The organism is Methylobacterium sp. J-078 (assembly GCF_022829285.1).
Taxonomy (GTDB): domain Bacteria; phylum Pseudomonadota; class Alphaproteobacteria; order Rhizobiales; family Beijerinckiaceae; genus Methylobacterium.
The window spans coordinates 36,043-61,075 of sequence record NZ_JAKSYI010000108.1; the positions used below are offsets into that span (position 1 = coordinate 36,043).

Genomic DNA, 25,033 nt, shown 5'->3' on the forward strand with positions numbered 1-25,033 from the left:
CGCCGACGAGGCGCCAAGGCTTCTTCTTTATCAGCACGACGCCATCAGACGAGAGAGGCAGCGTCATGCCTGACATCGTGGGATTGAACGACAAGCTGCGGAACGTTGTCGATTACAGCGGCATTACCTCCGCCTACGAGAAGATCATTACCGAGATAAGTGGCGATATATCGTTTTATTTTATCCTGATCTATTCCCTACAGATGCTCATCATAATCCTTGGGTCTTCTTCTGCGGCAATCGTTGCACTACAGAATAACAGCAACGAACGATGGGTCAAGCCTCTGGCTGTCATCCTGACGCTGCTGTTGACCATATCGGCCTCGGTTCAGAACGTCTTTCATCTGAAAGAAAACTCGGACGCGCTGGTGAAGTTGTCCGGCAAGATCCTGGAGGAGACGGCCGAGATCGGTGTGGAAATGCAAACACCGCAAACGCCCGAACAGACCCGCGAGAACATCTCAAAACGGGTGAAGACGTACAACATGTTCTACACCGAGCGCCTCAGGATCCGGGGCAACGTGGAAGCTCCGAAATCCTGACCCTCGCAAGAGGCCGAACGACCGGGCCGGGCCGGGGAACGGACCTCCGCGCCTCCGCGAAACCTGCGTCCGGCTTGGCACGACCACAACCTGCCGACTGGCCCGAGGCGCGCCACTGCGCGGGAAGCCACGGACATGTGAAGGCGGCGCCTGCGTCAGCGCGGCGGCGGCGATTCGCGCCCGCACGGGCGACACGGCACCTTGATTTTCGGGGCGGACGCTAGATTTCGCTCGCGGTGCGGGATCACGCACGGGTTGCCGTCGTACGCCCCCCGCCGGCGGCGCGGAACCTTGCGACCCGATCCGCCCGACGAGGCCGGTCCTGTATCGAGAGGGATTCCGATGAACGAGATGACGATCGACAAGACCAACACCGAATCCTATCCGATGGCGGGCCGATGCCCGTTCGGAGGCGACCGCATCGGCGGGGCGCTGGGCAGCCGCCCGGCCCTGGAGAACTGGTATCCGCACCGCCTGCGGGTCGAGCTCCTGCATCAGAACGGGCTCGCGGCCGATCCGCTCGGCCCCGATTTCGACTATGCCAGCGCGTTCGCGGCGCTCGACTACGACGCGCTCAAACGCGACATCAAGCAGTTCCTGACCTCGTCGGTGGCGTGGTGGCCGTCCGATTACGGCAATTACGGCCCGCAGATGATCCGCATGGCCTGGCACTCGGCCGGCACCTACCGCATCGCGGACGGGCGCGGCGGGGCGGGGACCGGGATGCAGCGCTTCGCGCCGATCTCGAGCTGGTGGGACAACGGCAACACCGACAAGTCGCGCCGCCTCCTGCAGCCGATCAAGCACAAGTACGGCAACGCCCTGTCCTGGGCCGACCTGATGGTGCTGACCGGCAACTGCGCCCTGGAGATCATGGGCCTGCCGACCTACGGCTTCGCCGGTGGGCGCCTCGACGCCTGGGAGGCGGACGACGCCACCTACTGGGGGCCGGAGGTCGTCGAGATGGGCTCGGTCTCGAGCTTCGACGAGATGGTCAACCGCGACCAGCGTTGGCGGGGCAAGAACGGCGACGCCGATTACGATCTGGAGAACCCGCTCGCCGCCTCCCACCAGGCGCTGATCTACGTGAACCCGGAAGGGCCCTACGCGAACGGCGATCCGCAGGGCTCGGCCAACGACATCCGGGTGACCTTCACCCGCATGGCCATGAACGACGAGGAGACGGTGGCGCTGATCGCCGGCGGCCACGCCTTCGGCAAGAGCCACGGCATGGTCCCGGCCAAGGAGATCGGGCCGCCGCCGGAGATGGCGCCGATGGAGGCGATGGGGCTGGGCTGGCACAACCCGAAGGGCGCCGGCAAGGACACGATGACCAACGGCATCGAGGGCAGCTGGACCCCCGACCCGACGAAATGGGACAACGCCTACCTGGAGAACCTCTTCCGGTTCGACTGGGAGCAGACGAAAAGCCCGGCCGGCGCCCTGCAATGGACGCCCAAGGACCCGAACGCGCCCCGGACCCCCGACGCCCACGTCCCGGGCCAGTCGCACCCCCTGATGATGATGACCTCCGACATCGCCCTCAAGGTCGATCCGGAGTACCGCAAGGTCTGCGAGAAGTTCCTCGCCGACTTCGACGCCTTCACGCAGGCCTTCTCCAAGGCGTGGTACAAGCTCACCCACCGCGACATGGGCCCCAAGCACCGCTACCTCGGCCCGGAGGTGCGGATCGAGGACGGCCTCCTCTGGCAGGACCCGATCCCCGATGCGGCCTACGCGCCGATCGGCGAGGCCGAGATCGCGGCCCTCAAGCAGGCTGTCCTGGCCACAGGCGTCTCGGTCTCGGATCTGGCCTTCACCGCCTTCTCGGCGGCCTCGACCTACCGCGACAGCGACAAGCGCGGCGGCGCCAATGGCGGACGCCTCGCCCTTGCTCCGCAGAAGGATTGGGCCGTGAACCGCCGGGCCGCGCCCGTGGTCGAGGCTTTGCGCGGGGTCATGGCCGCGTTCAACGATGGCCGCAGCGACGGCAAGAGGGTCTCATTGGCCGACCTCATCGTGCTCGCCGGCTGCGCCGCCGTGGAGCGGGCCGCCCGGGACGCGGGGGTCGAGACGCCCGTGCCGTTCACCCCCGGCCGGGTCGACACCACGCAGGCGCTGACCGACGTCGAGATGTTCACCTGGCTGAAGCCCGTTGTGGACGGCTTCCGCAACTACGTCGACGACGGGTTCGGCGCCATGGCACCGAAGCTGTCGCCGGAGGAGATGTTCCTCGACAAGGCCAACCTGCTCACTCTGACCGCGCCCGAGTGGGTGGTTCTGACCGGCGGCCTGCGTGCGCTGAACGCCAACCACGACGGCTCGAACCAGGGCATCTTCACCGACCGGGTCGGCGTGCTGACGACGGACTTCTTCCGCACCCTGACCGACACGGACCTGGTCTGGGAGAAGGCGGACGCGACGGGGACCGCCTTCGCCCTCAAGGACCGCGCGAGCGGGCAGGTGCGGTTCACCGCCACCCGCGCCGACCTCATCTTCGGGTCGAACGCGCAGCTGCGCAACATCGCCGATGCCTATGCGGGCAGCGATGGCCAGCGCCGCTTCGTGGCGGATTTCGTGCGGGTCTGGGACAAGGTGATGATGCTCGACCGGTACGACGTGAAGGGCCACCGGCGTTACGGACCCATGGCGGCCTGACCGATGGCCGACTGATCGCCCCGTCCCACGATCCGCCGGACGGGGCGCGGGCGTTCCGGCACTCCCTCGCGAGCGCCGGAACGCCGATTATTCTTGACAATATTCCTATTTCGTGCGCCTATGGCCCCACCTGCCGCCCGCACCAAACGGGAGCCCGACCGGAGACCGACCGGATGGGCTGGGGGGCGGCGGGGCGGTGCCCGCGTCGGTGGCTTCGGTCGCTGCCGCCCCGGGCGACGGCTCGCTACGACCGTTGGCTCGGGACAGGGCGGCGCGCCGGGGAGGAAATGCCCTTGGCCGGCCGACCCGTCGCTGGGACAGCGGAGAACAGCTGCGGCGCCGCCCATGACGAGGCGGCGTGCGACGAAGGCTCGCTCGGAAGCGTGCGGGGTCCCCTTGGAACCCGCCGAACTTAGCGCCAGCGCGAGACCCGTCGGAGACACCGCGACGCTGATGGCCCCGGCGGCGACGCCGGAGCCGAGGGACGCCGGGGGACCGGCACAATCAAAAGCGCAGTCCAAGGGTTCCGCGGCGTCCCGCGTCCCCGTTCGGCGTGTCGTTTCTTCGGGCCATGCCCCCGGCGCGGAATCGCGCGCGGGGGTGAAGCCGCGTGGGGGATGAAGCCACCGAGGCCGACCCTCCCCCCTCTGCGGGGGAGGGTGGTCGCGGAGCGACCGGGAGAGGGGCGCGCGCTTTCCGGAGAGGTCGCCCCCTTCACCCGCCTGCTCCGCAGGCACCCTCTCCCGCAGAGGGGAGAGGGTTCGCGCGGCCCGCGCTGCGCCGGATCAACGCGGTGGGGTGCGTTAACGCCGGTACGCCGCCGCGCGGGTCTGGTAAGGACCGGGCTCAGGGATACATACGGTCCTGCCTCGGGGGGATCGAAGCGCCCGCCGAGACGGCCGTGGCGGTCCTTCTTGAGACGAGGAGCCGGACGGACGCGCACGCATCCGACCGGCGCAGCACGAGTGCAAAACCCAGACCCGATGGCCAAACCCCAGCCCAAAGCTCCCGCGCCCGCGCCCAAACCCCAGACGGCGCGCTTCGCCCTGCCGAAATCCGGCGCGCTGGCCCGCGCCCTGGAGTCGCTCAAGCGCGGCGACAGCCCGACGCTCGCCAACGTGCCGGAGGGCTTCGACGCGGTCGTGGTGGCGGATCTGGCCCGGGCGCTGAGCCGCGATTTCGAGGGGCCGGCGGTGCTGGTCCACGTCGCCCGCGATTCCGGGCGCTCGGCCGCCTTCGTCAACGCCCTGAAGTTCGTCGCCCCCGAGATCGAAGCGATGAGCGTGCCGGCCTGGGATTGCCAGCCCTACGACCGGGTCTCGCCCAACGCCGCCATCGCGGCCCAGCGCATGACCGCGCTCTCGCGCCTGTCCCGCTCGCGCTCCTCGGAGGAGCAGCCGCGCATCCTCTGCACCACCGTCAACGCTTTGATTCAGAGGGTGCCTCCCAGAGAGAAGATCGCGGTGGAGACGTTCTCGGCCGCCATCGGCAACGTGGTGCCGATGGACACCGTGATGGCCTGGGTCGAGGCCAACGGCTTCCTGCGCACCGGCACCGTGCGGGACACCGGCGAGTACGCGGTGCGCGGCGGCATCCTCGACCTGTCGCCGCCGGGGCTGCCGAACCCGATCCGCCTCGACTTCTTCGGCGACACCCTGGAGTCGATCCGCGCCTTCGACCCCGAGACCCAGCGCACCGTCGGGCAGCTGCGCTCCCTCGACCTCGTGCCGATGAGCGAGGTGCAGCTCACCACCGAGACGATCCGGCGCTTCCGCCAGGGCTACGTCTCGAATTTCGGGGCGGCCACCCGCGACGACCGGCTCTACGAGACGATCAGCGAGGGACGGCGCTATGCCGGCCTCGAGCACTGGATGCCGCTGTTCTACGACCGGCTCGACACGCTGTTCGACTACGTCGGCGGCGTGCCGATGGTCTTCGACGCGCAGGTGGACGAGGCGGCCGGTGAGCGCCTGACCCTGATCCGCGACTATTACGACGCCCGCGCCGAGGCGGTGAAGGCACCGTCCCCCGGCGTCGCGCCCTACAAGCCGCTCAAGCCCTCCGCCCTCTACCTCACCCCCAACGAGTGGCGCGACCGGGTCGCGGCGGCAGCGGTCGCCCGGCTCACCCCCTTCTCGATGCCCGAGAGCCCGGACCGGGCGACGATCGACTGCGAGGGCCGCCAGGGCCGCACCTTCGCGGCCGAGCGCGCCGACGAATCCGCCAGCGTGTTCGACGCGGCGGTCGCCCACGTGAAGGACCTGCAGGGCTCCGGCCACCATGTCATCCTGGGCTCCTGGTCCGACGGCTCGCGCGACCGGCTCTGCTCGGTGCTGGCCGATCACGGCCTCAAGAAGCCCGTGGCCATCAACACGCTGGCGGCGGTCAACGCCCTCAAGCGCGGCACCGACGTGGCGGTGGCGGTCTGGGGCCTGGAATCCGGCTTCGTCGTCGACCGGCTCGCGGTGATCTCGGAGGGCGACATCCTCGGCGACCGGCTGGTGCGCCAGAAGCGCAAGGCCAAGCGCCCGCAGGACATCATCCTGGAGGTGCAGGCCCTCCAGCCCGGCGACCTCGTGGTCCATGCCGACCACGGCATCGGCCGCTTCGTCGGGCTGAAGACGATCACGGCCGCGGGCGCGCCGCACGACTGCCTGGAGATCCAGTATGCCGGCGGCCTGCTGCTGCTCCCCGTCGAGAACATCGAGCTCCTGACGCGCTACGGCTCGGAGGACGCGGAGGTCGCCCTCGACCGTCTCGGCGGCGGCGCCTGGCAGGCCCGCAAGGCCAAGATGAAGAAGCGCATCCTGGAGATGGCGGGCCAGCTCATCCGGATCGCGGCCGAGCGCTTCGTGCGCCAGGCCCCCCGCCTGCACGCGCCGGAGGGCCTCTACGACGAGTTCGCGGCCCGCTTCGCCTTCAACGAGACCGAGGACCAGGCCAACGCCATCGACGCGGTGCTGACCGACCTCAACGCGGGCCGGCCGATGGACCGGCTGGTCTGCGGCGACGTCGGATTCGGCAAGACCGAGGTGGCCCTGCGCGCCGCCTTCGCGGGCGCCATGGGCGGCAAGCAGGTGGCGGTGGTGGTGCCCACCACCCTCCTGGCGCGTCAGCACTACCGGACGTTCAGTGAGCGCTTCAAGGGCTTGCCCGTGGAGGTCGCGCAGATGTCCCGCTTCGTCTCGAACACCGAGATGAAGCGGGTGCGCGACGGGCTCGTCGCCGGCACCGTCGACATCGTGGTCGGCACCCACGCCCTGCTCGCCAAGAACGTGGCCTTCAAGGATCTCGGCCTGATCATCGTCGACGAGGAGCAGCATTTCGGTGTCGCCCACAAGGAGCGCCTCAAGGCGCTCCAGGCCGACGTGCACGTGCTCACCCTCTCGGCGACGCCGATCCCGCGCACCCTGCAACTCGCCATGACGGGGGTGCGCGAACTGTCCATCATCGCCACGCCCCCGGTGGATCGCCTGGCTGTCCGCACCTCCGTGACGCCGTTCGACCCGCTCCTCGTCCGCGAGGCGCTCCTGCGCGAGCGCTATCGCGGCGGCCAGTCGTTCTACGTGGTGCCGCGCATCGAGGATCTGGCCGAGGTCAAGCGCTTCCTCGACACCGAGATGCCCGAGACCACCGTGGCGGTCGCCCACGGCCAGATGGCGGCCGGGCAGCTCGAGGACGTGATGACAGCCTTCTACGAGGGCAAGTACGACGTGCTGCTCTCGACCACCATCGTCGAATCCGGCCTCGACATCCCCACCGCCAACACGCTCATCGTGCACCGGGCCGACATGTTCGGTCTCGCCCAGCTCTACCAGCTGCGCGGCCGCGTCGGGCGCGCCAAGGCCCGGGCCTACGCGCTGTTCACCACCCCGGCCAACCGCACCCTGACGGTGCAGGCGGAAAAGCGCCTCACGGTGCTCCAGACCCTCGACACCCTCGGCGCCGGCTTCCAGCTGGCCTCCCACGACCTCGACATCCGGGGTGCGGGCAACCTGCTCGGCGACGCCCAGTCGGGCCACATCAAGGAGGTCGGCTACGAGCTCTACCAGCAGATGCTGGAGGATGCGGTCACGGCCCTGAAGGCCGGCATCGACGAGCCCGTGGAGGAGGCTTGGTCGCCCACCATCGCGCTCGGCGCGCCGGTCACGATCCCGGAGGACTACGTCGAGGACCTCACCGTCCGCCTCGGCCTCTACCGCCGGCTCTCGACCCTCGAGAACGACGCCGAGATGGAGAGCTTCGGCGCCGAGCTGATCGACCGCTTCGGTACGCTGCCGCCGGAGGTGGAGCAGCTCCTCAAGATCGTCACCATCAAGATCCTGTGCCGCGACACCAACGTGGAGAAGGTCGAGGCCGGCCCGAAGGGCGTGGTCATCCACTTCCGCGACAAGGCCTTCGCCAACCCGCAGGGCCTCGTGACCTACGTCGCCGAGCAGGCCTCCTTCGCCAAGGTGCGCCCGGACATGAGCATCGTCTTCATCCGCGAACTCGACAGTATCCCGGAGCGGCTCAAGGTGACGACGACGATCCTGCGCAGCCTCGCCACCATCGCGCGTCGCAAGAAGGCCGCGTGAGCCCCAACGCGAAAAGGGCGCGCCGGCTGGCGCGCCCTTTTCGAAGAACCAGGGGAGGGGCTTTGGTGTCCCTCCGTGCCGGGCCTCTCAGAGGTCGGGCTGGTTGAGGACGTAGGGGCCGATCTGGCTCTGGAGATCGATGAACGTGCCCGAACGGCGCGCCATCACCTCGTCGACCACGATCACCGGGATGCCGGCCTGGCGCATCTGCTCGCGCAGGCGCTCGGAGAGCTGGGCATAGGCCGGGTCGCGCCGGGAGGAGGCCTGAAGCAGGATCGCGGCCGGGCGCGCGATCACCGCGAGCACGTCGTGCGCCGCCTCCAGGGAGGCCGTGACGCTGGCGTAGCCGAGCTCCGCGAGCTCGGCGGCGAGCGAATGATCGATGGCACGGTGGCCATCGTCGACAACGAGAACTTGTTGCAGCGCACCCATGAGCATCAGTGCTAGCCCATCCATCGTCCCTTGGGAAGAGACCTGTGTGACAACACACATGGAGGCGGTTGGTTCGCCGGCCACGGTTCGATCAGCAAACTGCCTCGCCACCGGTGACCAGAGGATGAACCGAATCGGTGCGCCGCATCATCCGCGCACAGGAATGCGCGCCCGGGGACGCCAAGGCTCTGGAAGGGCCCGATATTCCGGTTCGCCGCGCCGCGGCGGCGGACCGGGTCAGGGCGCCGGAGGAACCCGATTTCCCGCCCCGCCCGAAGTGACGGGGGCATGACGGGTCAGGCGCGATGGATCGCCAGGGTCTGCCCGTCCTCGACGCCGCTCAGGAAGGCGGAGGCGTTCCAGGCGTCGGCCATCTCGGTCGGCGCGATCTCGCGCTGCAGCGGTTCGGCGTGGCAGGCGCGGCCCCGGAAGGCGAGGCGGCCGTCCGCATCCCGGCGCAGGGCCATGAGGGTGGAGAACAGGGGGCCGCGCTCCGGGCAGGCCAGGGTAAGGGCGACGTCGTTGGCGTCCCGCGCGCCGGTGAGCAGGGCGGTCTCGTCGAAGGCGACGACATCCACGATCGGGCGGCCCGCCTCGGGGCTCAGCCAGCGCGGCCCGAGGCGTCCCGGGGCGCGATGCGCCAGGACGATGGAATCCAGGGTCGCGGGCAGGCGGCTGGCGGCGAGGTTGCGCTCCAGGGCCGCGGGGGCGACGAGGCGGGTCGGGAGCGGCCGGTCGAGGGCCGCGGCGAAGCTGCGCGCCTCGAAGACCGGCAGGGTCTCCAGGCCGGCGCCCCCGACGAGAGCGGCCCCGAGACCGGTGACGAGGCCGCGCAGGTCGCCCTGCGGAAGCAGGGAGAGGATGCGGTCACCCGGCAGGACCCGGGCGGTGACGAGGTGGACCGCGATGGCCGCGAGCAGGGCGTCGCCGCTGCGATGGACCGGGCGGGCGGGATCGCCGCCCGCGAAGCTGATCAGCCCGCCGGGCCCCGGCGCGTGGGGGCCGCCCGTCCCGTCGAGGGCCATGGCGTCGAGGTTGATCACGCCGTCCGGCACGTCCGGCCCGAAGGCGGCGAGGTAGCGCAGGCCGAAATAGCGCACCGCGACCCGGCAGAGGCGCTCGGCCGGGGCGAGGGCGCCGCAGCGGGACTGGGTGATGATGGCGGGGAGGGCGGCGGCCTGCACCGCGACGAGCAGGGCCTCCTCGTCGAGGTCGAGGGGCAGCAGGCAGGGGATGTGCCCGGCCGCCTCCACCGCGAGGTAGGCCAGGAAGCTCTCCGAACTGCCGGCCAGCGCGATGCCGATGCGGCTCGCCGGTGCCAGGCGCCAAGTCCGCAGGCCGTTGGCGAGGCGGCCCACGATCTCGGCGGCGGCCGCGTAGGTCCAGCTGATGGCGGGCCGCCCGCTCCAGACGGACTTGTGGGGGGAATCCACGAAGGCGAGGCGTTGCGGATGGGCCTGCGCGGTGGCCGCCAGCAGGGTGCAGAGCCGTTGCGACCGGGGCGGGACGCGCACGCCCTCCGCCCCCGGACCGGCGGAACCGGATTCGGATGCGGGTCGCGCCTCCCGTCCGGCCGCGTCCCCGTTGCCGGGGACACCGCTCGTCGGGACGGCGATGCGGGACAGGGGAATGCCCGCCCGGATGGAATCGAGGAGATGGGCTGCTTGCTGCGCCGACACGTGCGCTGACTCCCGCTACCCGTCGTTCATGAAGGTTTAGGGTTAAGCCTCGCTTAAGCGCCGCCCGTCGGATCGACGGCAACCCGGGGCGGTCCGGAGCCCGCGCAACGGCCGCGGTGTCATGTCTTCGCCGCAATCGGGAGGAAAGCAGGCCGCCCTGTCGTTCGGGCGGGATTGCGCCGTCGACCGGCGCGGCCCGTGGGCGACCGGACGGGGGCGGAAGGGTTCCGCCGCGCCGGTGCGTCCCGGTCCAACCATGATCTCGGCCAAGGGGTGATCTCGGTCACAGGGGGCAATTCCGGCGATCCGGCACGGCGATTTCGCCGGGCTGCGGCCGGAACGCCGCCGCGATGCCCGAAGCGCCCTTGAAGTCCGAACCATTCGATGCGAATCCGCGCGCCAACTTCACGGCGCATCCCGCGAGCCGAATCCGTTACGCCGACATCCAAGGGGTCTGAGCTGATGTTCTTCGCCAACCATCCCGCGCGCCCGCTGCGCGTCGCCGCGTTCCTCGCCCTGGCGGGTCTTGCTGGAGCAGGTCTTGCTGGAGCCGGGCCGGCCCTCGCGCAGGCGCCCAAGGGCAAGCCGGCGGCCCCGACCGCACCCGCTCCGACGGCCCCGCCGGCCGGTGCGCCGACCAACGCGGCCCAGACCGGCCCGCAGATCGTCAACGTGAAGTCGGATCCGGCCCAGACGGAGTGGACCAAGGTCTGCGGCAAGGACCAGGGCAGCGGCACCGACGTCTGCTACACCACCCGCGACTTCGTCTCCGACCAGGGCCAGCCCGTCCTGGCGGTCGCCGTCTACGAGATGAAGAACGCCGCCCAGAAGCAGGAGGTGCGCGTGGTGCGCTACCTGCTGCCCCTCGGCCTCCTGCTGCAGCCCGGCATCCGCTTCACCGTCGACGGCCAGCAGGCCACCGCGGGCAAGTTCGCGGTCTGCTTCCCCAACGGCTGCTTCGCGGAAGCCGGCGGCGTCGGCCCCGAGCTCATCAACGCGATGAAGAAGGGCACGTCCCTGAACGTCAGCGTCCAGAACCAGACCCAGCGCGAAGTCACCTTCGCGGTGCCGATCGCCGGCTTCGGCAAGGCCTTCGACGGCCCGGCCATCGACCCGAAGGTGCTCGAGGAGCAGCAGAAGAAGCTTCAGGCCGAGCTCGAGAAGCGCTCCGAGGACATGCGCAAGAAGCTGGAGCAGCAGAACGCCGGCGGCGCGGCCGCCCCGGCCGCCACCGCTCCCAAGCCGTAAGAACGGCGCATCCGGCCGGTCGCCCCAGTGCGGCCGGCTCCCCAACGAAGAAAGGCCAGGCGCGATGCCTGGCATTTCTTCGTTGGGGAGGCTTCGTCAGTTGGCGTGGGCCGCCCCGCGCATGCGGTAGCTGCCGTCGGCACCCCGCTCGAACACCTCGGCGATACCGGTGTGGCGCAGGGCCTCGCCGGAGGTATCGGGCACGAGGTTCTGCTCGGACACGTAGGCCACGTACTCGCTCTCCGCGTTCTCGGCGAGCAGGTGGTAGAAGGGCTGATCCTTGCGCGGCCGGACCTCCTCGGGGATCGCCAGCCACCATTCCTCCGTGTTGTCGAACACTGGATCGATGTCGAACACGATGCCGCGGAAGGGATAGATGCGGTGGCGCACCACGGCGCCGAGGCCGAACTTGGCGGTTCTCATCAGGGAATCGGGTGCGATCGATCGGGTCATGGTCTGCAAAATAAGACGCCGCGACCCGGTTGTCATCGGCGGCGCGCCGCCGATGACGGGAGGCATGCGCGAAACGCTCAGGCCAGACCGTAGGTCTTGGCGAGTTCCGGATCCTTTTCGGCGACGAGCTTGGCGAGATCGACGATGACCTTGGCCTGCTTCCAGGTGGCGTCGTCCTGCATCTTGCCGTCGAGCATCACCGCGCCGGTGCCGTCCGGCATCGCTTCGACGATCCGCACCGCGAAGGCGACCTCGGCCGGATCGGGCGCGAAGACCCGCTTGGCGATGGCGACCTGATTTGGGTGGAGCGTCCAGGCCCCGGCGCAGCCCATCAGGAAGGCGTTGCGGAACTGGGCCTCGCAGGCATCCCCGTCCGAGAAGTCACCGAACGGGCCGTAGAAGGCCTTGAGGCCGTTGGCCATGCAGGCATCGACCATTTTCGCGATGGTGTAGTGCCACAGATCCTGCTGGGCGCTCGCCCGAGCGGCGCCATCCGACGTCGGATCGGCGATGACGCGGTAATCCGGGTGGCCGCCGCCGACCCGGGTGGTCTTCATGCCGCGCGACGCCGCCAGATCGGCGGGGCCGAGGCTCATGCCGTGCATGCGCGGCGAGGCCGAGGCGATGGCGTCCACGTTGGCGACACCCTCGGCGGTCTCCAGGATGGCGTGGACGAGGATCGGCTTGGTCACCCCATGCCGGGCCTCGAGCTGGGCGAGCAGCTGGTCGATGTAGTGGATGTCCCACGGCCCCTCGACCTTGGGCACCATCACGACGTCGAGCTTGTCCCCGACTTCGGCGACGATCTCGAACAGGTCATCGAGAATCCAAGGGCTGTTCAGGGCGTTGATGCGGGTCCAGAGGCCGGTGCCGGAGGCGGCGAAGTCGGTGGCCCGGGCCATGGCCACGAATCCCTTGCGCGCGGCCTCCTTCTGGTCGATCGGCACCGCGTCCTCGAGGTTGCCGAGCACCACGTCCACGGTGGCGGCGAGCTCCGGCACGCGGGCGCGCACCTTCTCGTTGTGGGGCGGCACGAAGTGGATCATCCGCTCCAGCTTGACGGGAAGCTCGCGGAACGGCGCCGGGGCACCCGTGGCGAGGGGTTGGAAGAAGCGGCGTGGCAATTTCATGGGCGTCTCAGGCTCCTGTTCTTCTCGTCCGTCGGGGTCCCGCCTCAGCGGTTAGTTCAAGGCCTGCCACCTCGTAAAGGTGTGCGGGCGCACGCAAACCGTTTGCCCCGCGGCCCGAACAGGCGTCTCATCGGAACGTGAGTCGTCCCCTCACGTTTTCAGGTCCGAGGGGGGCACCTCAACCAGACGCGAAGGACGGACCCCATGTCCGGATCATCGATCAGGCGGAACGGGCTCCGGCATCCGGTGCTGCTCTGCGCGGCCGTGATGGCCTTGAGCCTTCCGCAGGCGACGTTCGCCGCAGAGCGGGGCAAGTCCGGCGAAGCGCGCCGGACCGAGCGCGCCGCCTTCACCGCCGCCGAATCGGCCGCCGCCCGTCCCGACGGACTTCCCGCAACGGTGCGGATCGCGGGCGACGACGCCCCGGCCTTCCGGGCCCTCGTCGAGGGGGCGTCCGCGGCCGCGCAGCCCTGGCTCGTGCTCTCCGGCGGCGGCGAGAACGGCGCCTTCGCGGCCGGCCTCCTCAACGGCTGGAGCGAGGCGGGTACCCGGCCGGCGTTCGGCATCGTCACCGGCGTCAGCACCGGCGCGATGATCGCGCCCTTCGCCTTCATCGGTGCCTCGGGCGACGCGGCGTTGCGACAGAACTACACCGAGATCTCCGCCGCCGACGTGTTCGAGTTCGGCGGCACGAACGAGGCCCTCACCGACACCTGGCCGCTCAAGCGTCGGATCGAGCGGGCGGTGACCCCGGACCTGCTCCGCGCGGTGGCGGCCGAGCACGCCAAGGGCCGGCGCCTGCTCGTGGCGACCACGGCGGTGGACGGCGAGCGCCCGGTCCTGTGGGACATGGGCGCCATCGCGCAGGCCGGCGGACCGAAGGCACTGGCGCTGTTCCGGTCGGTCATCCTGGCCTCGTCGGCCGTGCCGGGCGTGTTCCCGCCGGTGATGATCGACGCGGTGGCGGACGCCAAGCACTTTCAGGAGATGCACGACGACGGCGGCACCACGGCGCCGTACTACCTCGCCCCGGAGGCGCTGCTGCAGGCCAAGGACCCCGCGCCCCTGCCGACGCGCCAGGTCTACCTCGTGATCAACAACAGCCTGACGCCCGATTTCCAGATGGCCTCGCGCACCACCCTGAGCGTGCTCGGCCGCTCGATGTCGGCGGCGATCAAGGCGCAGACGCGCGCAGCCCTGGCCCTGAGCCGGAGCTTCGCCCAGCGCACAGGTCTCGACCTGGAGGTGGCTCAGATCGACGACCGCTTCGGGAAGACCTCCGCGGCGCCCTTCGACCAGGGCTACATGAAGGCGCTGTACGCCCACGGCGTCGAACTGGGCCGGGCCGGCACCGCCTTCCGGGGGAGCGACACGCGGCCGGACGACGTCGCCACCGGCTCGGTGAGCCGCCACACCCTTCGCGAGGTCCCGGCCGCGCCGGAGACACTGGCTCGGTCCGAGGTTCGGAGCGTCGCCGGGCGCTGATCAGCGCATCAGGCTCTCGGCGCGTCAGCGCATCAGACTTGGCGCCCCGAGGCGGGGCAGCACGCCTTCGCGCATGACGACCCGGCGCAATGGGCCGATCGTCGTCATGGCGAGGAGCCCGAGGCCGCGCAGGGCATCCACCGGCAGGAGGCCGGTGAGCAGGGAGCGGTTCAGGGCGTCCACCGCCGTGGTGCGCAGGCGCGCATCGAGGCGCCGTCCCCGCGCGAAGCCGGCGAGCGCGGCGTGCGAACCGGGATCGCGCCCGTCCTCCACCGCCCGCATCACCGCGTCGCGCAAGGCGGCCGCGTCGCGCAGGCCCAGGTTCAGGCCCTGTGCGCCGATGGGGGGGAAGACGTGGGCGGCCTCGCCGATCAGGGCGAGACGGGCCGCGACCGGGCTCGGCACGGACAGGCCCCGCATCGGCACGAGGCCGCGTGGCCCGTCGATGCGCATCGATCCCAGCATCGCCTGGGCCTGGTGCTCGACCGCCCGGGCGAGGGCGTCGTCGTCGAGGGCGGAGAGTCGCTTGGCCGGCCCCTCGCTCATCACCCAGACGAGGCTCGACCGATGTCCACCCGGTAACGGCACCAGGGTGAACGGCCCCTGCCGGGTGTGGAACTCGGTGGAGACGTCGCGGTGCGGCCGCGTATGGGCGAGGATCGTCGTGATGGCGCTCTGCGGATAGGCCCAGCTGCGCGGCGCGATGCCGGAGGCCTCGCGCAGCCGCGAGCGGGCGCCGTCCGCCCCGGCCACGAGGCGGGCCGACAGGGTGGTGCCGCCGGCCAGCGTGATCGTGGCCGCGTCGGCACCGGCCGCAAAGCCCGCAGCGTCCTCTTCGAACAGGGTCAGGTTGGCGGCGGCCCGGGCCGCGGCGCGAAGGCCCTCGACCAGGCGGGCGCTCTCGACGTTCCAGCCGAAGGCGTCGAGGCCGATCTCGGTGGCGACGAAGCGGGCCGGGGGCGGGCGGAACAGGCTGCCGGTGTCGTCGACGATGTGGAGTTCGGCCAGCGGGCTCGCATGGGGCGCGATCGCCGCCCAGACCCCGAGGGCGTCGAGGAAGCGCACCGAGCCGTCGAGGAGCGCCACCGTGCGCCCGTCGGCCACGGGGGCGTGCCGGCCGACGAGGGCGGTGGGCACGCCCTCGCGGGCCAGCGCCAGGGCGAGGCTCAGGCCCGCCGCGCCGGCACCGACCACGGCGACCGCGAAGGATTCGGATTTCGGATGAAGTGTCGCCACGGGCTCGCGGTCTCCTGACGGGCGGCGCATCGGTCTCTGCAAGAACCCGGCTTGAGACCGGCCTGCCCGAAGACCCTAACGCTTACAGAGGCGTGTCACCGCGCCGGTCAAGGTCGCGATGGTGCCGCAGGGACCCGGCTTGTACCATCCTGCCCCAGGCCGTGGACATCGGCGGCCCGGAGGATGTCCGTTCCATGAGCCTGTTCATCGCCCTGCTGGCGCTCGGCTTCCTGATGCTCGTCGCCTACCGGGGCTTTTCCGTCATCCTGTTCGCGCCGGTGGCCGCCTTGCTGGCGGTGCTGCTCACCGACCCCTCAGCGGTGCTGCCGGTCTTCTCCGGCCTGTTCATGGAGAAGATGGTCGGCTTCGTGAAGCTGTACTTCCCGGTGTTTCTGCTCGGTGCCGTGTTCGGCAAGGTCATCGAGATGTCGGGCTTCTCCCGCTCCATCGTCAAGGCGGTGATCGACCTCGTGGGCGCGAGGCGTGCGGTGCTCTCCATCGTGCTGGTCTGCAACCTGCTCACCTACGGCGGCGTCTCGCTCTTCGTGGTGGTGTTCGCGGTCTATCCCTTCGCGGCCGAGGCCTTCCGCCTCAGCGACATCCCCAAGCGCCTGATCCCCGGCACCATCGCGCTCGGCGCCTTCTCCTACACGATGGACGCGTTGCCCGGCACGCCGCAGATCCAGAACATCATCCCCACCACCTTCTTCGGCACCAACACCTGGGCCGCCCCCTGGCTCGGGCTGATCGGCGCAGCCTTCATCCTCGTGGTCGGCGTCGCCTATCTCGATCGGCGCATCGCCTCGGCCAAGGCCAAGGGCGAGGGCTACGGCACGGGCCACAGCAACGAGCCGCAGGTGATGGACGAGGCAGCCCGCGCCCACCCGGCCATCGCCCTCCTGCCGCTGATCGTGGTGGGCCTGTCGAACCTCGCCTTCACGGCCGCGATCCCGCGCCTCTACGGCGCGAAGGCCGAAACGGCGCTCGCCGGTCTCGACAAGCCCATCGTCACCACGGTCTCGTCCGTGACCGCGATCTGGGCGGTGGAACTGGCGCTGCTGGCCGGCATCCTCACCGTGCTGGTCTTCGCCTGGCGACCGGTCGCCTCAGGCTTCGCCGAGGGCAGCCGCGCGGCGGTGGCGGGCTCGCTGCTGGCCGCCATGAACACCGCCTCCGAATACGGCTTCGGCGCGGTCATCGCGGCGCTTCCCGGCTTCCTCGTCATCCGCGACGCCCTCTCGGCGATCCCGAATCCCCTGGTCAACGAGGCCGTGACGGTAACGGCGCTCGCCGGCATCACCGGCTCCGCCTCCGGCGGCATGAGCATCGCGCTGGCCGCCATGTCCTCCACCTTCATCGCGGCGGCGCAAGCCGCCAACATCCCCATGGAGGTCCTCCACCGGGTGGCCGCCATGGCGAGCGGTGGCATGGACACGCTGCCCCATAACGGCGCCGTCATCACCCTGCTGTCGGTGACGGGCCTGACCCACCGGCAGGCCTATGCCGATGTCTTCGCGATCACGGTCCTGAAGACCGTGGCGGTGTTCCTGGTGATCGGGGTCTACTACCTCACCGGGATCGTCTGATCTCCGGCCTCCTCCGGCTCGACGAGCCGCAGGGTGAGTTCGGTGAAGGGCCGGATGTCCCAGGTCGGCCCGGCATGAAACATCATCACCACGGGCCGGCGGGCCAGGACCCGGAATTCGGGGAGCCCCGCATCCGGGCGCAGGATCGTGCCCGGCTGGACGGCGGGGTCGTATCCGGCGGGGCGTATCCACACGATCTCGTCCATCGAGCCGATCCGCCTTCAGGGTCGCGTCGTCCCGGCGCCCGTCCGCAGGATTCGGGGGCGGAGGCCGGATACCCTGCGTTAATCACGCGGGCGCGATGGACGCAATCGGATTGGGCCGGGCGCGCATGATGGTCCGGTCCGGTGCGGAGGCGCACATGGCGGCCGGGGGGCGGGATGAGACCCTGCACCATTGTCGGCGCGCCGGGACCGTCTATGTCGCACCTCACTGCGGTCGGCGGCCCCGCCGGTCCCGTCGAAGACCCCAATCGAGGAACGACACGATGCCGAAGGCGATCCAGGTTCACGAGTACGGCGGCCCCGAGGTGATGCGCTACGAGGACGTGGCGCTGCCCGCGCCCGGTCCGGGGCAGATCCACGTCCGGCAGACCGCCATCGGCGTCAACTTCATCGACATCTACTTCCGCTCGGGCGCCTACAAGGCGCCGCAGCTGCCCTTCACCCCCGGCAAGGAGGGCGCCGGCGTGATCGTGGCGCTCGGCGAGGGCGTCACCGACTTCCGGGTCGGCGAGCGGGTGGCCTACGGCTCGGCCGCGAGCACCTATGCGGAGGAGGTCGTGATCGAGGCGAGCGCCGCCGTGCATCTCGCCGACGACGTCGACGACAAGACCGCCGCCGCGATGATGCTCAAGGGCCTCACCGCCGAGTACCTGCTGCACCGGACCTACGCGGTGAAGCCGGGCGACACCATCCTGTTCCACGCCGCCGCCGGCGGTGTCGGCCTCATCGCCTGCCAATGGGCCAAGCATCTCGGCGCCACGGTGATCGGCACCGTCGGCTCGGCCGAGAAGGCGGAACTCGCCCGCGCCAACGGCTGCGACCACGTCATCCTCTACCGCGACGAAGATTTCGCGGCTCGGGTGAAGGAGATCACCGGGGGCAAGGGCGTGCCGGTGGTCTATGACGGCGTCGGCAAGGACACCTTCCCGGCCTCCCTCGACTGCATCAGCCCGCTCGGCATGTTCGTCAGCTTCGGCTCGGCCTCCGGCCCGGTGGACGATTTCAGCCTGGCGCTGCTGGGCCAGAAGGGCTCGCTCTACGCCACCCGCCCCTCGCTCTTCGCCCATGCGAGCAAGCGGGACACCCTAGACGCCATGGCCCGGAACCTGTTCTCGGTGGTGGCGAGCGGCGCGGTGAAGATCCCGGTCCACAGCACGGCCAAGCTCGCCGACGTGCAGCAGGTCCACCGGGATCTGGCCGCCCGCAAGACCACGGGCGCCACGGTGATGATCCCGTGATTCCGACCGCGCGGGACGTCCTCCTCGTCATCGACGTGCAGGGGGACTTCCTGCCCGGCGGGGCGCTCGCCGTGCCCGGCGGCGACGCCGTGATCGCGCCCGTCAACCGTCTGCTCGGCCTGTTCCCGCACGCGGTGCTGACGCAGGACTGGCACCCGCCGGGCCACGTCTCCTTCGCGACCAGCCATCCCGGCCGGGCGCCCTTCGACACCGTGCCGCTGGCCTATGGTGCTCAGGTGCTGTGGCCGGAGCATTGCGTGCAGGGCAGCCCCGGCGCCGACCTCTCCGCCGCGCTGGAAGCGGACCGCGCCGAACTGGTGATCCGCAAGGGTCACCACCGGCAGGTCGACAGCTACTCGGCCTTCCTGGAGGCCGACCGGCGCACACCCACGGGGCTGACCGGCTACCTGCGCGAGCGCGGCTTCACCCGGGTGGTCCTGTGCGGCCTCGCCACCGATTACTGCGTCGCCTGGAGCGCCCTCGACGCGCGGGCGGCCGGTTTCGAGGCGCTGGTGGTGGAGGACGCCGTGCGGGGCATCGACCTGGACGGCTCGGTGGCGCGGGCCTGGGCTGAGATGACGGCGGCCGGGGTCGGGCGGGTCACGAGCGGGGCGATCGGTGGATAGGACCGGGTTCCCCTCCCCCTTGTGGGGAGGGGCCAGGGGTGGGGTGGCCCCGCCGGCCTCCGCAACTTGAGGGTCGCCCAACCACCCCCACGCCTAACCTCTCCCCACAAGGGGAAGAGGGACGCGTCGCGGTCTACACCGCACTTCCGTAGAGATCGTACGCATCCGCGCGCTCGATCTTCACGGTGACGATATCGCCGACCCGCAGGGGGCGGCGCGACGTGACATGGACGTTGCCGTCGATCTCGGGGGCGTCGTATTTCGAGCGGCCCTTGGCGACGCCGCCCTCGGCCGCGTCGATGATTACGGGCAGGCGCTTGCCGATGCGGGCCTTCTGCAGGCGGAGGGAGACGCCCTGCTGCGCTTCCATGAAGCGACGCTTGCGCTCGGCCTTCACCTCCGGTGGAACGGGGTCGCCGAGGCCGTTGGCCACCGCGCCGCCCACCGGCTCGAATTCGAAGCAGCCGACGCGCTCGAGCTTGGCCTCTCGGATCCAGGCGAGCAGCTCCTCGAACTCGGCTTCGGTCTCGCCGGGAAAGCCCACGATGAAGGTCGAGCGGATGGCGAGATCCGGGCAGATCTCGCGCCAGCGCCGGATGCGCTCCAGTTGCTTTTCCTGGTTGCCCGGCCGGCGCATGCGCTTGAGTACAGAGGGGCTCGCGTGCTGGAGCGGCATGTCGAGGTAGGGCAGGATCTTGCCCTCCGCCATCAGCGGAATGACGTCGTCCACGTGCGGATAGGGGTAGACGTAGTGCATCCGCACCCAGGCCCCGAGCTCGCCGAGTTCGGCGGCGAGGTCGTAGAACTTCGCCCGCACCTCCCGGTCGCGCCAGGGGCTCGACGCGTAGCGGATGTCGACGCCGTAGGCGCTGGTGTCCTGCGAGACCACCAGCAGCTCCTTGACGCCGGCCTTGACCAGCTTCTCGGCCTCGCGCAGCACGTCGCCCGCCGGTCGGCTGACGAGGTCGCCGCGCAGGGAGGGGATGATGCAGAAGGTGCAGCGGTTGTTGCAGCCCTCGGAAATCTTCAGGTAGGCGTAGTGGCGGGGAGTGAGCTTTACCCCCTGCGGCGGCACGAGGTCGAGGAACGGGTCGTGGGCCGGGGGCACCGCCTCGTGCACCGCCGCCACCACCGATTCGTAGGCCTGCGGCCCGGTGACAGCGAGCAGGTTTGGATACTTTTCGCGAATTTCCTCGGGCTGGGCGCCCATGCAGCCCGTGACAATGACGCGACCGTTCTCCGCCATGGCCTCGCCGATGGCCGAGAGCGACTCGGCCTTGGCCGAATCGAGGAAGCCGCAGGTGTTGACGATGACGACGTCCGCGCCGTCATGCCGCCGGGCGAGCTCGTAGCCCTCGGCGCGCAGGTGCGTGAGGATGCGCTCGGAATCCACCAGCGCCTTGGGGCAGCCCAACGAGACGAAGGAGATTTTCGGGGCCGCCTTGGCGGGGGCCGGCGGCAGGGGGGATGCGGTCATGGGCGCTCGTCGGGCCGGCGCGGTTGGAACCGGACCGGCCGTGGAATCGGGGGAGGGCGGGACAAAGAGGTTGACAGCCCTATAACGGGATTCGCCCGCCTAAGCGAGCCGGGCGGGTCCGAGCCATGCGCGGATCGCGCTTTTGCCACGCCGTCGCGCATGCCACCTGTGCATGATACCGCAGGCCGCGACGGATGCTTCGACCCCCATTGCTGCGGCACCCCGGGATCGTCGGTCCGTCCCCGCCCTGAAACCTTCGAGTCGTCATGTGGATTGCTGACATCCCGTTCGTCGAACCCGTCGCGGCGGCCGAGGCCCTGGCCGCCCTGCCGGGGCTCGCGTTCCTCGACAGCGCCATGCACCACGACACCCTGGGCCGGACCTCCACCCTGGCGGCGGACCCGTTCGGGCGCTTCCGGTTTCGCGATGGCGTTGCCACCCTCGACGGGCGAACCGTGCCCGGCTCCGGCCTGGAGGCGCTGCGCGCCTGCCTCGCGCCCTACCGCACGGCCCGCGACCCGGACCTGCCGGACTTCGCGGGCGGCGCCATCGGCTACCTCGCCTACGATCTCGGCGCGACGCTGGAGCGGGTGGCGCCCCCGGCCCGGCGGGCGGACCTGTGCGACGACATCGCCTTCAACCTCTACGACACGGTGCTGAGCATCGACCACGGCACCGGGCGCTGCCGCCTCCTCGCCACGGGCTTTCCCGAGACCACGCCGGCGGCGCGCGAGGCCCGGGCCCGGGCCCGGCTGGCGCAGTTTTCCGCGCGCCTGGCCGAGGCCCGGCCGAGCCCCGAGCCGGCGGCGCAGGGGCCCCTCGCCTGGCGCTCCAACTTCACGCGCGCCGGCTACGAGGCGGCGGTGGAGCGGGTGCGCGACTACATCCGGGCCGGCGACATCTATCAGGCCAACATCGCCCAGCGCTTCGAGGCCGACCTGCCGGAGGGCTTCGACCCGTTCGGTCTCTACCGGCGCCTGCGCGCCACCAACCCGGCGACCTTCGGCGCCTACCTCGCCTTCGAGGGCCTCAGCGTTGCTTCGAGCAGCCCCGAGCGCTTCCTCAAGCTCAGCGGGCGGGCGATCGAGACCCGGCCGATCAAGGGCACGGTGCGGCGCGTGGCCGACGCGGCGGCCGACGCCCGCCTGGGCGAGGCGCTGCAGGCCAACGCCAAGGAGCGGGCCGAGAACATCATGATCGTCGACCTCCTGCGCAACGACCTCTCGCGCATCTGCGAGCCCCACAGCGTACAGGTGCCGGTGCTGTGCGGCCTCGAATCCTACGCCTCCGTCCACCATCTCGTGTCGGTGGTCACCGGAACCCTGAAGGCGGACATGGATGCCCTCGACCTGATCGCCGCCACCTTCCCGGGCGGGTCGATCACCGGCGCGCCGAAGCTGCGCGCCATGGACATCATCACCGAGATCGAGGGCGACGCGCGCGAACTCTATTGCGGCGCCATCGGAGCGCTGGGCTTCACCGGCGATCTCGACACCTCGATCGCCATCCGCACCGTGTTCATGGACCGGAACCGGGCCGTGCTCCAGGCCGGGGGCGGCATCACCCTGCTGTCCGAGCCGGGCCCGGAATACGAGGAGACCCTGACCAAGGCCGCCCGGGTGTTCCAGGCGTTCGAGCCCGATGCCTGCGATCCCACCTGCGAACCCGACGCCGGGGCGGGGAGGGCGCCGTGATCCTCGTCATCGACAACTACGACAGCTTCGTCTTCAACGTGGTGCGCTACTTCGAGGAGCTGGGCGAGACCGTGCGGGTGGCGCGCAACGACGCCCTCGACGTCGCCGGCATCCGAGCCCTCGCCCCGCAAGCGATCGTGATCTCGCCGGGCCCCTGCACCCCGGCGGAGGCCGGCATCTCGCTGCCCGCCATCCGGGAGCTCTCCGGCGCGGTGCCCCTGCTCGGCGTCTGCCTCGGCCACCAGGCCATCGGCGCGGCCTTCGGCGGCCGGGTCGCCCGCGCGGGGCGTCCCCTGCACGGGCAGGCGACCCCGATCCATCACGACGGCGCCGGGCTCTTTACCGGCCTGCCCGACCCGATGCAGGTGGGGCGCTACCACTCGCTCATCGTCGCGCCGGAGCCCGACATGGCCGACCGTCTCAGCGTCGACGCGGTCTCGGCGGAAGGGGAGGTGATGGCGCTCTCGCACCGGACCCACCCGACCTGGGGCGTGCAGTTCCACCCGGAATCGGTGCTCACCGAGAACGGCCACGCCCTCTTCGCCAACTTCCTGCGCCTCGCCCGCGACTGGCGCGCCGACCATGCCCTGCCGGCCAAGACCGATGCTGTGGTTTGACGGCGGCCTCACCGCGGGGCCGGTGCCCTTCGACCTCGCCGACCGGGGCCTGACCCTCGGGGACGGGGTGTTCGACACGGCACTCGCCCGCCACGGCCGCATCGTGTTCGAGGCCGCGCACGTGGCGCGCCTCTCCGCCGCCACTGCGACGCTGGGCTTTGCCGTGGCGCCGGAGCGCATCGTGGACGCCATGCGGGCGCTGGCCGAAGCGGCGGGCCGGGCCCACCCCCTGGCGGCGATCCGCACCACCATCACGCGGGGCTCCGGCCCACGCGGCCTCAGCCCCCCGACCGAGCCGCGGCCGGTTCTGTGGGCGAGCGCCGCCCCGGTGGGACCGGCCCTCGCCTTCGCGCCCTTGACCCTCGACCCCACGGAGATCCGCCGCAACGAGACCTCGCCGGCCGCGGGCCTGAAGACGCTGGGCTACCTCGACGCGGTGCTGGCCGCCGGCGCCGCGCGGGCCGCCGGCTTCGACGAGGCCCTGTTCCGGAACACGCGTGGGGCGGTCGCCTGCGCCGGCACGGGCAACCTGTTCGCGGTGATCGACGCCACCCTCGTCACCCCGCCCCTCTCGGACGGCGTGCTGCCCGGCATCCTGCGCGCCGAGATCCTGGATCGCGCACGACGGCTGGGCCTCGCCGTCGCCGAACGGAGTTTCGACCTCGACGCGCTCCTCGCCGCCGAAGCGGCGTTCGTGACCAATTCCCTGCGGGGCCTCGCCCCCGTGACGGCGATCGGCAAGACCGCCTTCGCCAGCCCGGCGCACCCCGCAGTGACGGCCCTCGTGGCCGATCTCCGCGAGACCTTCGCTCCATGAGGGCGCCGCGCTTCTGGTGGCGCCTGCCCCTGATGGCGGCCTACGGCTTCATCGGAATCGTGCATCTCGCCGCCCCCGACGCCTTCCTGCCGATCATGCCGGCCTGGGTCCCGGAACCCCGCCTCACCGTGATCGCCACCGGCCTGTGCGAGCTCGCCGGGGTCGTCGGCCTCGCCTTCGCGCCGACCCGGCGCTGGGCCGGGATCGGGCTGGCCCTCTACGCGGTCTGCGTCTTCCCGGCCAACCTCAAGCACGCACTGGAGGGAATCGTCGTGCCGGGCCTGCCCGACAGCTGGTGGTATCACGGCCCCCGGCTGGCGTTTCAGCCGGTCTTCGTCTGGTGGGCGCTCTATGCCGGCGGCGTCATCGACTGGCCGTTCCGCCGTCGCCCGGCCGGACCTCCCGAGATCAGCCCTTCTCCGAAACCTTGACCGCCGCCCAAGCGGCTTCCATCGCGTCGAGGTCGCTGTCGACGAGGCCGGTCCCTGGCGCCTCCAGGGCCGCCGCCATGGCGTTGAAGCGCCGTTCGAACTTCATATTCCCTTCTCTTAGGGAATATTCCGGATCGATGCCCAGATGTCGGGCGAGGTTGGCCACCGAGAACAGCAGGTCGCCGAGTTCCTCCGCCACCGCCGCCCGGGTGCCGTGGGCCATGGCGTCGGCAACCTCGTCGATCTCCTCGCGCACCTTTTCCACCACCTGGGCCGGGTCGGACCAGTCGAAGCCGTAGGTGGCGGCCCGTGCCGAGAGTTTCTCCGCCCGCGTGAGGGCCGGCAGGGGCAGGGGGATGCCCGCCAGCGGTCCCGTCTCCCGCGGCGGCTTCGCCCGGCGCTCCCCGGCCTTGATCGCCTCCCATTGCCGCGCCACCGCCTCCGGATCGCGCCGGGGCGAGCCTGCGGGCAGGAGGGCGCCGTCCGGCGCGAAGACGTGCGGATGGCGCCGGACCATCTTCTCCATCACTGCCCGGACCACGTCCGGGAAGGCGAAGAGCCCGGCCTCCTCGGCGATGCGAGCGTGGAAGACCACCTGGAGCAGCAGGTCGCCGAGCTCGTCGCGCAGGTCCTCCGCGTCGCCCCGCGCGATGGCGTCGGCCACCTCGTAGGCCTCCTCCACCGTGTAGGGCGCGATGCTGGAAAAATCCTGGGCCACGTCCCAGGCACAGCCGGTCTCCGGGTCGCGCAGCTGCACCATCAGCGCCAGCAGATCCTCGATCCTCACCTCGTTCCTCCAAACTGTACCGCGATGGGCCTCCCTTAGCGGATCGCGGGCCAACCCGTGAGGCTGGGGATGGATGCGGGAGGGACGGTGGCTTCC

Annotated in this window: 20 protein-coding genes; 12 read left to right on the top strand and 8 right to left on the bottom strand. The window is 70.7% G+C overall.

What is annotated here, in order from left to right:
* Positions 1-65 precede the first annotated feature (65 nt).
* The 3 genes from MKK58_RS16480 to mfd all read left to right on the top strand — a co-directional run bounded on the left by MKK58_RS16480 (position 66) and on the right by mfd (position 7,777).
* Positions 66-542 carry a DUF4231 domain-containing protein gene (locus MKK58_RS16480; RefSeq protein ID WP_243913067.1) on the top strand — a complete coding sequence of 159 codons (477 nt, stop codon included), beginning with the start codon at positions 66-68 and terminating at the stop codon, positions 540-542.
* Positions 543-884: 342 nt separating this feature from the next.
* A complete protein-coding gene (gene katG / locus MKK58_RS16485; protein ID WP_243913068.1) occupies positions 885-3,200 on the top strand; it encodes a catalase/peroxidase HPI in 2,316 nt (771 codons plus the stop codon).
* A gap of 983 nt (positions 3,201-4,183) precedes the next feature.
* Positions 4,184-7,777, top strand: a complete 3,594-nt coding sequence (mfd, locus tag MKK58_RS16490; protein WP_243913069.1) for a transcription-repair coupling factor — start codon at positions 4,184-4,186, stop codon at positions 7,775-7,777.
* Positions 7,778-7,864: 87 nt separating this feature from the next.
* Here mfd and MKK58_RS16495 read toward each other — a convergent pair whose 3' ends face one another.
* Together MKK58_RS16495 and MKK58_RS16500 are read right to left on the bottom strand one after the other, a co-directional pair.
* Positions 7,865-8,209, bottom strand: a complete 345-nt coding sequence (locus tag MKK58_RS16495; protein WP_238280123.1) for a hypothetical protein — start codon at positions 8,207-8,209, stop codon at positions 7,865-7,867.
* A 296-nt stretch (positions 8,210-8,505) separates the two neighbouring features.
* A complete protein-coding gene (locus MKK58_RS16500; RefSeq protein WP_313899291.1) occupies positions 8,506-9,888 on the bottom strand; it encodes an AMP-binding protein in 1,383 nt (460 codons plus the stop codon).
* A gap of 462 nt (positions 9,889-10,350) precedes the next feature.
* Here MKK58_RS16500 and MKK58_RS16505 point away from each other — a divergent pair, with 462 nt between their 5' ends.
* Complete coding sequence (locus MKK58_RS16505; RefSeq protein ID WP_243913070.1) at positions 10,351-11,136, top strand: invasion associated locus B family protein; 786 nt, start codon at positions 10,351-10,353, stop codon at positions 11,134-11,136.
* Positions 11,137-11,232: 96 nt separating this feature from the next.
* Here the strand turns inward: MKK58_RS16505 and hspQ are convergent, their stop codons facing one another.
* Together hspQ and MKK58_RS16515 are read right to left on the bottom strand one after the other, a co-directional pair.
* A complete protein-coding gene (hspQ, locus tag MKK58_RS16510) occupies positions 11,233-11,559 on the bottom strand; it encodes a heat shock protein HspQ (protein ID WP_292498273.1) in 327 nt (108 codons plus the stop codon).
* Between the two features lie 107 nt (positions 11,560-11,666).
* A complete protein-coding gene (locus MKK58_RS16515) occupies positions 11,667-12,719 on the bottom strand; it encodes an HpcH/HpaI aldolase/citrate lyase family protein (protein ID WP_243913072.1) in 1,053 nt (350 codons plus the stop codon).
* A 204-nt stretch (positions 12,720-12,923) separates the two neighbouring features.
* Here MKK58_RS16515 and MKK58_RS16520 point away from each other — a divergent pair, with 204 nt between their 5' ends.
* Positions 12,924-14,204 (top strand): patatin-like phospholipase family protein, encoded by a 1,281-nt coding sequence (locus MKK58_RS16520; protein ID WP_243913073.1) that lies wholly within the window; start codon positions 12,924-12,926, stop codon positions 14,202-14,204.
* A 24-nt stretch (positions 14,205-14,228) separates the two neighbouring features.
* On the opposite strand, the gene MKK58_RS16525 is transcribed toward MKK58_RS16520, so the two are convergent.
* Entirely contained in the window at positions 14,229-15,440 is a 1,212-nt protein-coding gene (locus MKK58_RS16525) for an FAD-dependent monooxygenase (protein WP_243913074.1), read from the bottom strand.
* Between the two features lie 194 nt (positions 15,441-15,634).
* On the opposite strand from MKK58_RS16525, the gene MKK58_RS16530 reads away from it, so the two are divergent.
* A complete protein-coding gene (locus MKK58_RS16530; RefSeq protein ID WP_243913075.1) occupies positions 15,635-17,026 on the top strand; it encodes a GntP family permease in 1,392 nt (463 codons plus the stop codon).
* On the opposite strand, the gene MKK58_RS16535 is transcribed toward MKK58_RS16530, so the two are convergent.
* Positions 17,005-17,232: a hypothetical protein gene (locus tag MKK58_RS16535; protein ID WP_243913076.1), complete on the bottom strand. Its 228-nt coding sequence runs from the start codon at positions 17,230-17,232 to the stop codon at positions 17,005-17,007. The genes MKK58_RS16530 and MKK58_RS16535 overlap by 22 nt on opposite strands.
* A 281-nt stretch (positions 17,233-17,513) precedes the next feature.
* On the opposite strand from MKK58_RS16535, the gene MKK58_RS16540 reads away from it, so the two are divergent.
* Positions 17,514-18,488, top strand: coding sequence for a quinone oxidoreductase family protein (locus tag MKK58_RS16540; RefSeq protein ID WP_243913077.1), 975 nt, complete (start codon positions 17,514-17,516; stop codon positions 18,486-18,488).
* Positions 18,485-19,114 carry a bifunctional nicotinamidase/pyrazinamidase gene (gene pncA, locus MKK58_RS16545; protein ID WP_243913078.1) on the top strand — a complete coding sequence of 210 codons (630 nt, stop codon included), beginning with the start codon at positions 18,485-18,487 and terminating at the stop codon, positions 19,112-19,114. Before MKK58_RS16540 ends, pncA begins: the two co-directional genes overlap by 4 nt.
* Positions 19,115-19,247: 133 nt before the next feature.
* On the opposite strand, the gene rimO is transcribed toward pncA, so the two are convergent.
* Complete coding sequence (gene rimO / locus MKK58_RS16550) at positions 19,248-20,591, bottom strand: 30S ribosomal protein S12 methylthiotransferase RimO (RefSeq protein WP_243913079.1); 1,344 nt, start codon at positions 20,589-20,591, stop codon at positions 19,248-19,250.
* A 266-nt stretch (positions 20,592-20,857) separates the two neighbouring features.
* Between rimO and pabB the strand changes: the two genes are divergently transcribed.
* Genes pabB through MKK58_RS16570 form a run of 4 tightly spaced genes read left to right on the top strand, consistent with a single transcriptional unit; the run spans position 20,858 to position 24,150 of the window.
* Positions 20,858-22,285, top strand: a complete 1,428-nt coding sequence (pabB, locus tag MKK58_RS16555; RefSeq protein ID WP_243913080.1) for an aminodeoxychorismate synthase component I — start codon at positions 20,858-20,860, stop codon at positions 22,283-22,285.
* Positions 22,282-22,902, top strand: coding sequence for an anthranilate synthase component II (locus MKK58_RS16560; protein WP_243913081.1), 621 nt, complete (start codon positions 22,282-22,284; stop codon positions 22,900-22,902). Before pabB ends, MKK58_RS16560 begins: the two co-directional genes overlap by 4 nt.
* Positions 22,889-23,719 carry an aminotransferase class IV gene (locus tag MKK58_RS16565; RefSeq protein ID WP_243913082.1) on the top strand — a complete coding sequence of 277 codons (831 nt, stop codon included), beginning with the start codon at positions 22,889-22,891 and terminating at the stop codon, positions 23,717-23,719. Before MKK58_RS16560 ends, MKK58_RS16565 begins: the two co-directional genes overlap by 14 nt.
* Positions 23,716-24,150 carry a DoxX family protein gene (locus MKK58_RS16570; RefSeq protein ID WP_243913083.1) on the top strand — a complete coding sequence of 145 codons (435 nt, stop codon included), beginning with the start codon at positions 23,716-23,718 and terminating at the stop codon, positions 24,148-24,150. Before MKK58_RS16565 ends, MKK58_RS16570 begins: the two co-directional genes overlap by 4 nt.
* On the opposite strand, the gene mazG is transcribed toward MKK58_RS16570, so the two are convergent.
* Entirely contained in the window at positions 24,128-24,910 is a 783-nt protein-coding gene (gene mazG / locus MKK58_RS16575; RefSeq protein WP_243913228.1) for a nucleoside triphosphate pyrophosphohydrolase, read from the bottom strand. The two genes, MKK58_RS16570 and mazG, sit on opposite strands and share 23 nt — an antisense overlap.
* Between the last annotated feature and the right edge of the window lie 123 nt (positions 24,911-25,033).

What these genes read in the sequence shown, in the direction of transcription:
- MKK58_RS16495 (WP_238280123.1), bottom strand. Translation starts at nt 8,209, where the DNA reads ATGGGTGCGCTGCAACAAGTTCTCGTTGTCGACGATGGCCACCGTGCC.
- MKK58_RS16520 (WP_243913073.1), top strand. Translation starts at nt 12,924, where the DNA reads ATGTCCGGATCATCGATCAGGCGGAACGGGCTCCGGCATCCGGTGCTG.
- pabB (WP_243913080.1), top strand. Translation starts at nt 20,858, where the DNA reads ATGTGGATTGCTGACATCCCGTTCGTCGAACCCGTCGCGGCGGCCGAG.
- MKK58_RS16535 (WP_243913076.1), bottom strand. Translation starts at nt 17,232, where the DNA reads ATGGACGAGATCGTGTGGATACGCCCCGCCGGATACGACCCCGCCGTC.
- MKK58_RS16565 (WP_243913082.1), top strand. Translation starts at nt 22,889, where the DNA reads ATGCTGTGGTTTGACGGCGGCCTCACCGCGGGGCCGGTGCCCTTCGAC.
- mfd (WP_243913069.1), top strand. Translation starts at nt 4,184, where the DNA reads ATGGCCAAACCCCAGCCCAAAGCTCCCGCGCCCGCGCCCAAACCCCAG.
- MKK58_RS16540 (WP_243913077.1), top strand. Translation starts at nt 17,514, where the DNA reads ATGCCGAAGGCGATCCAGGTTCACGAGTACGGCGGCCCCGAGGTGATG.
- katG (WP_243913068.1), top strand. Translation starts at nt 885, where the DNA reads ATGAACGAGATGACGATCGACAAGACCAACACCGAATCCTATCCGATG.
- mazG (WP_243913228.1), bottom strand. Translation starts at nt 24,910, where the DNA reads ATGGTGCAGCTGCGCGACCCGGAGACCGGCTGTGCCTGGGACGTGGCC.
- MKK58_RS16505 (WP_243913070.1), top strand. Translation starts at nt 10,351, where the DNA reads ATGTTCTTCGCCAACCATCCCGCGCGCCCGCTGCGCGTCGCCGCGTTC.
- MKK58_RS16530 (WP_243913075.1), top strand. Translation starts at nt 15,635, where the DNA reads ATGAGCCTGTTCATCGCCCTGCTGGCGCTCGGCTTCCTGATGCTCGTC.
- MKK58_RS16515 (WP_243913072.1), bottom strand. Translation starts at nt 12,719, where the DNA reads ATGAAATTGCCACGCCGCTTCTTCCAACCCCTCGCCACGGGTGCCCCG.
- MKK58_RS16570 (WP_243913083.1), top strand. Translation starts at nt 23,716, where the DNA reads ATGAGGGCGCCGCGCTTCTGGTGGCGCCTGCCCCTGATGGCGGCCTAC.
- MKK58_RS16480 (WP_243913067.1), top strand. Translation starts at nt 66, where the DNA reads ATGCCTGACATCGTGGGATTGAACGACAAGCTGCGGAACGTTGTCGAT.
- hspQ (WP_292498273.1), bottom strand. Translation starts at nt 11,559, where the DNA reads ATGAGAACCGCCAAGTTCGGCCTCGGCGCCGTGGTGCGCCACCGCATC.
- rimO (WP_243913079.1), bottom strand. Translation starts at nt 20,591, where the DNA reads ATGACCGCATCCCCCCTGCCGCCGGCCCCCGCCAAGGCGGCCCCGAAA.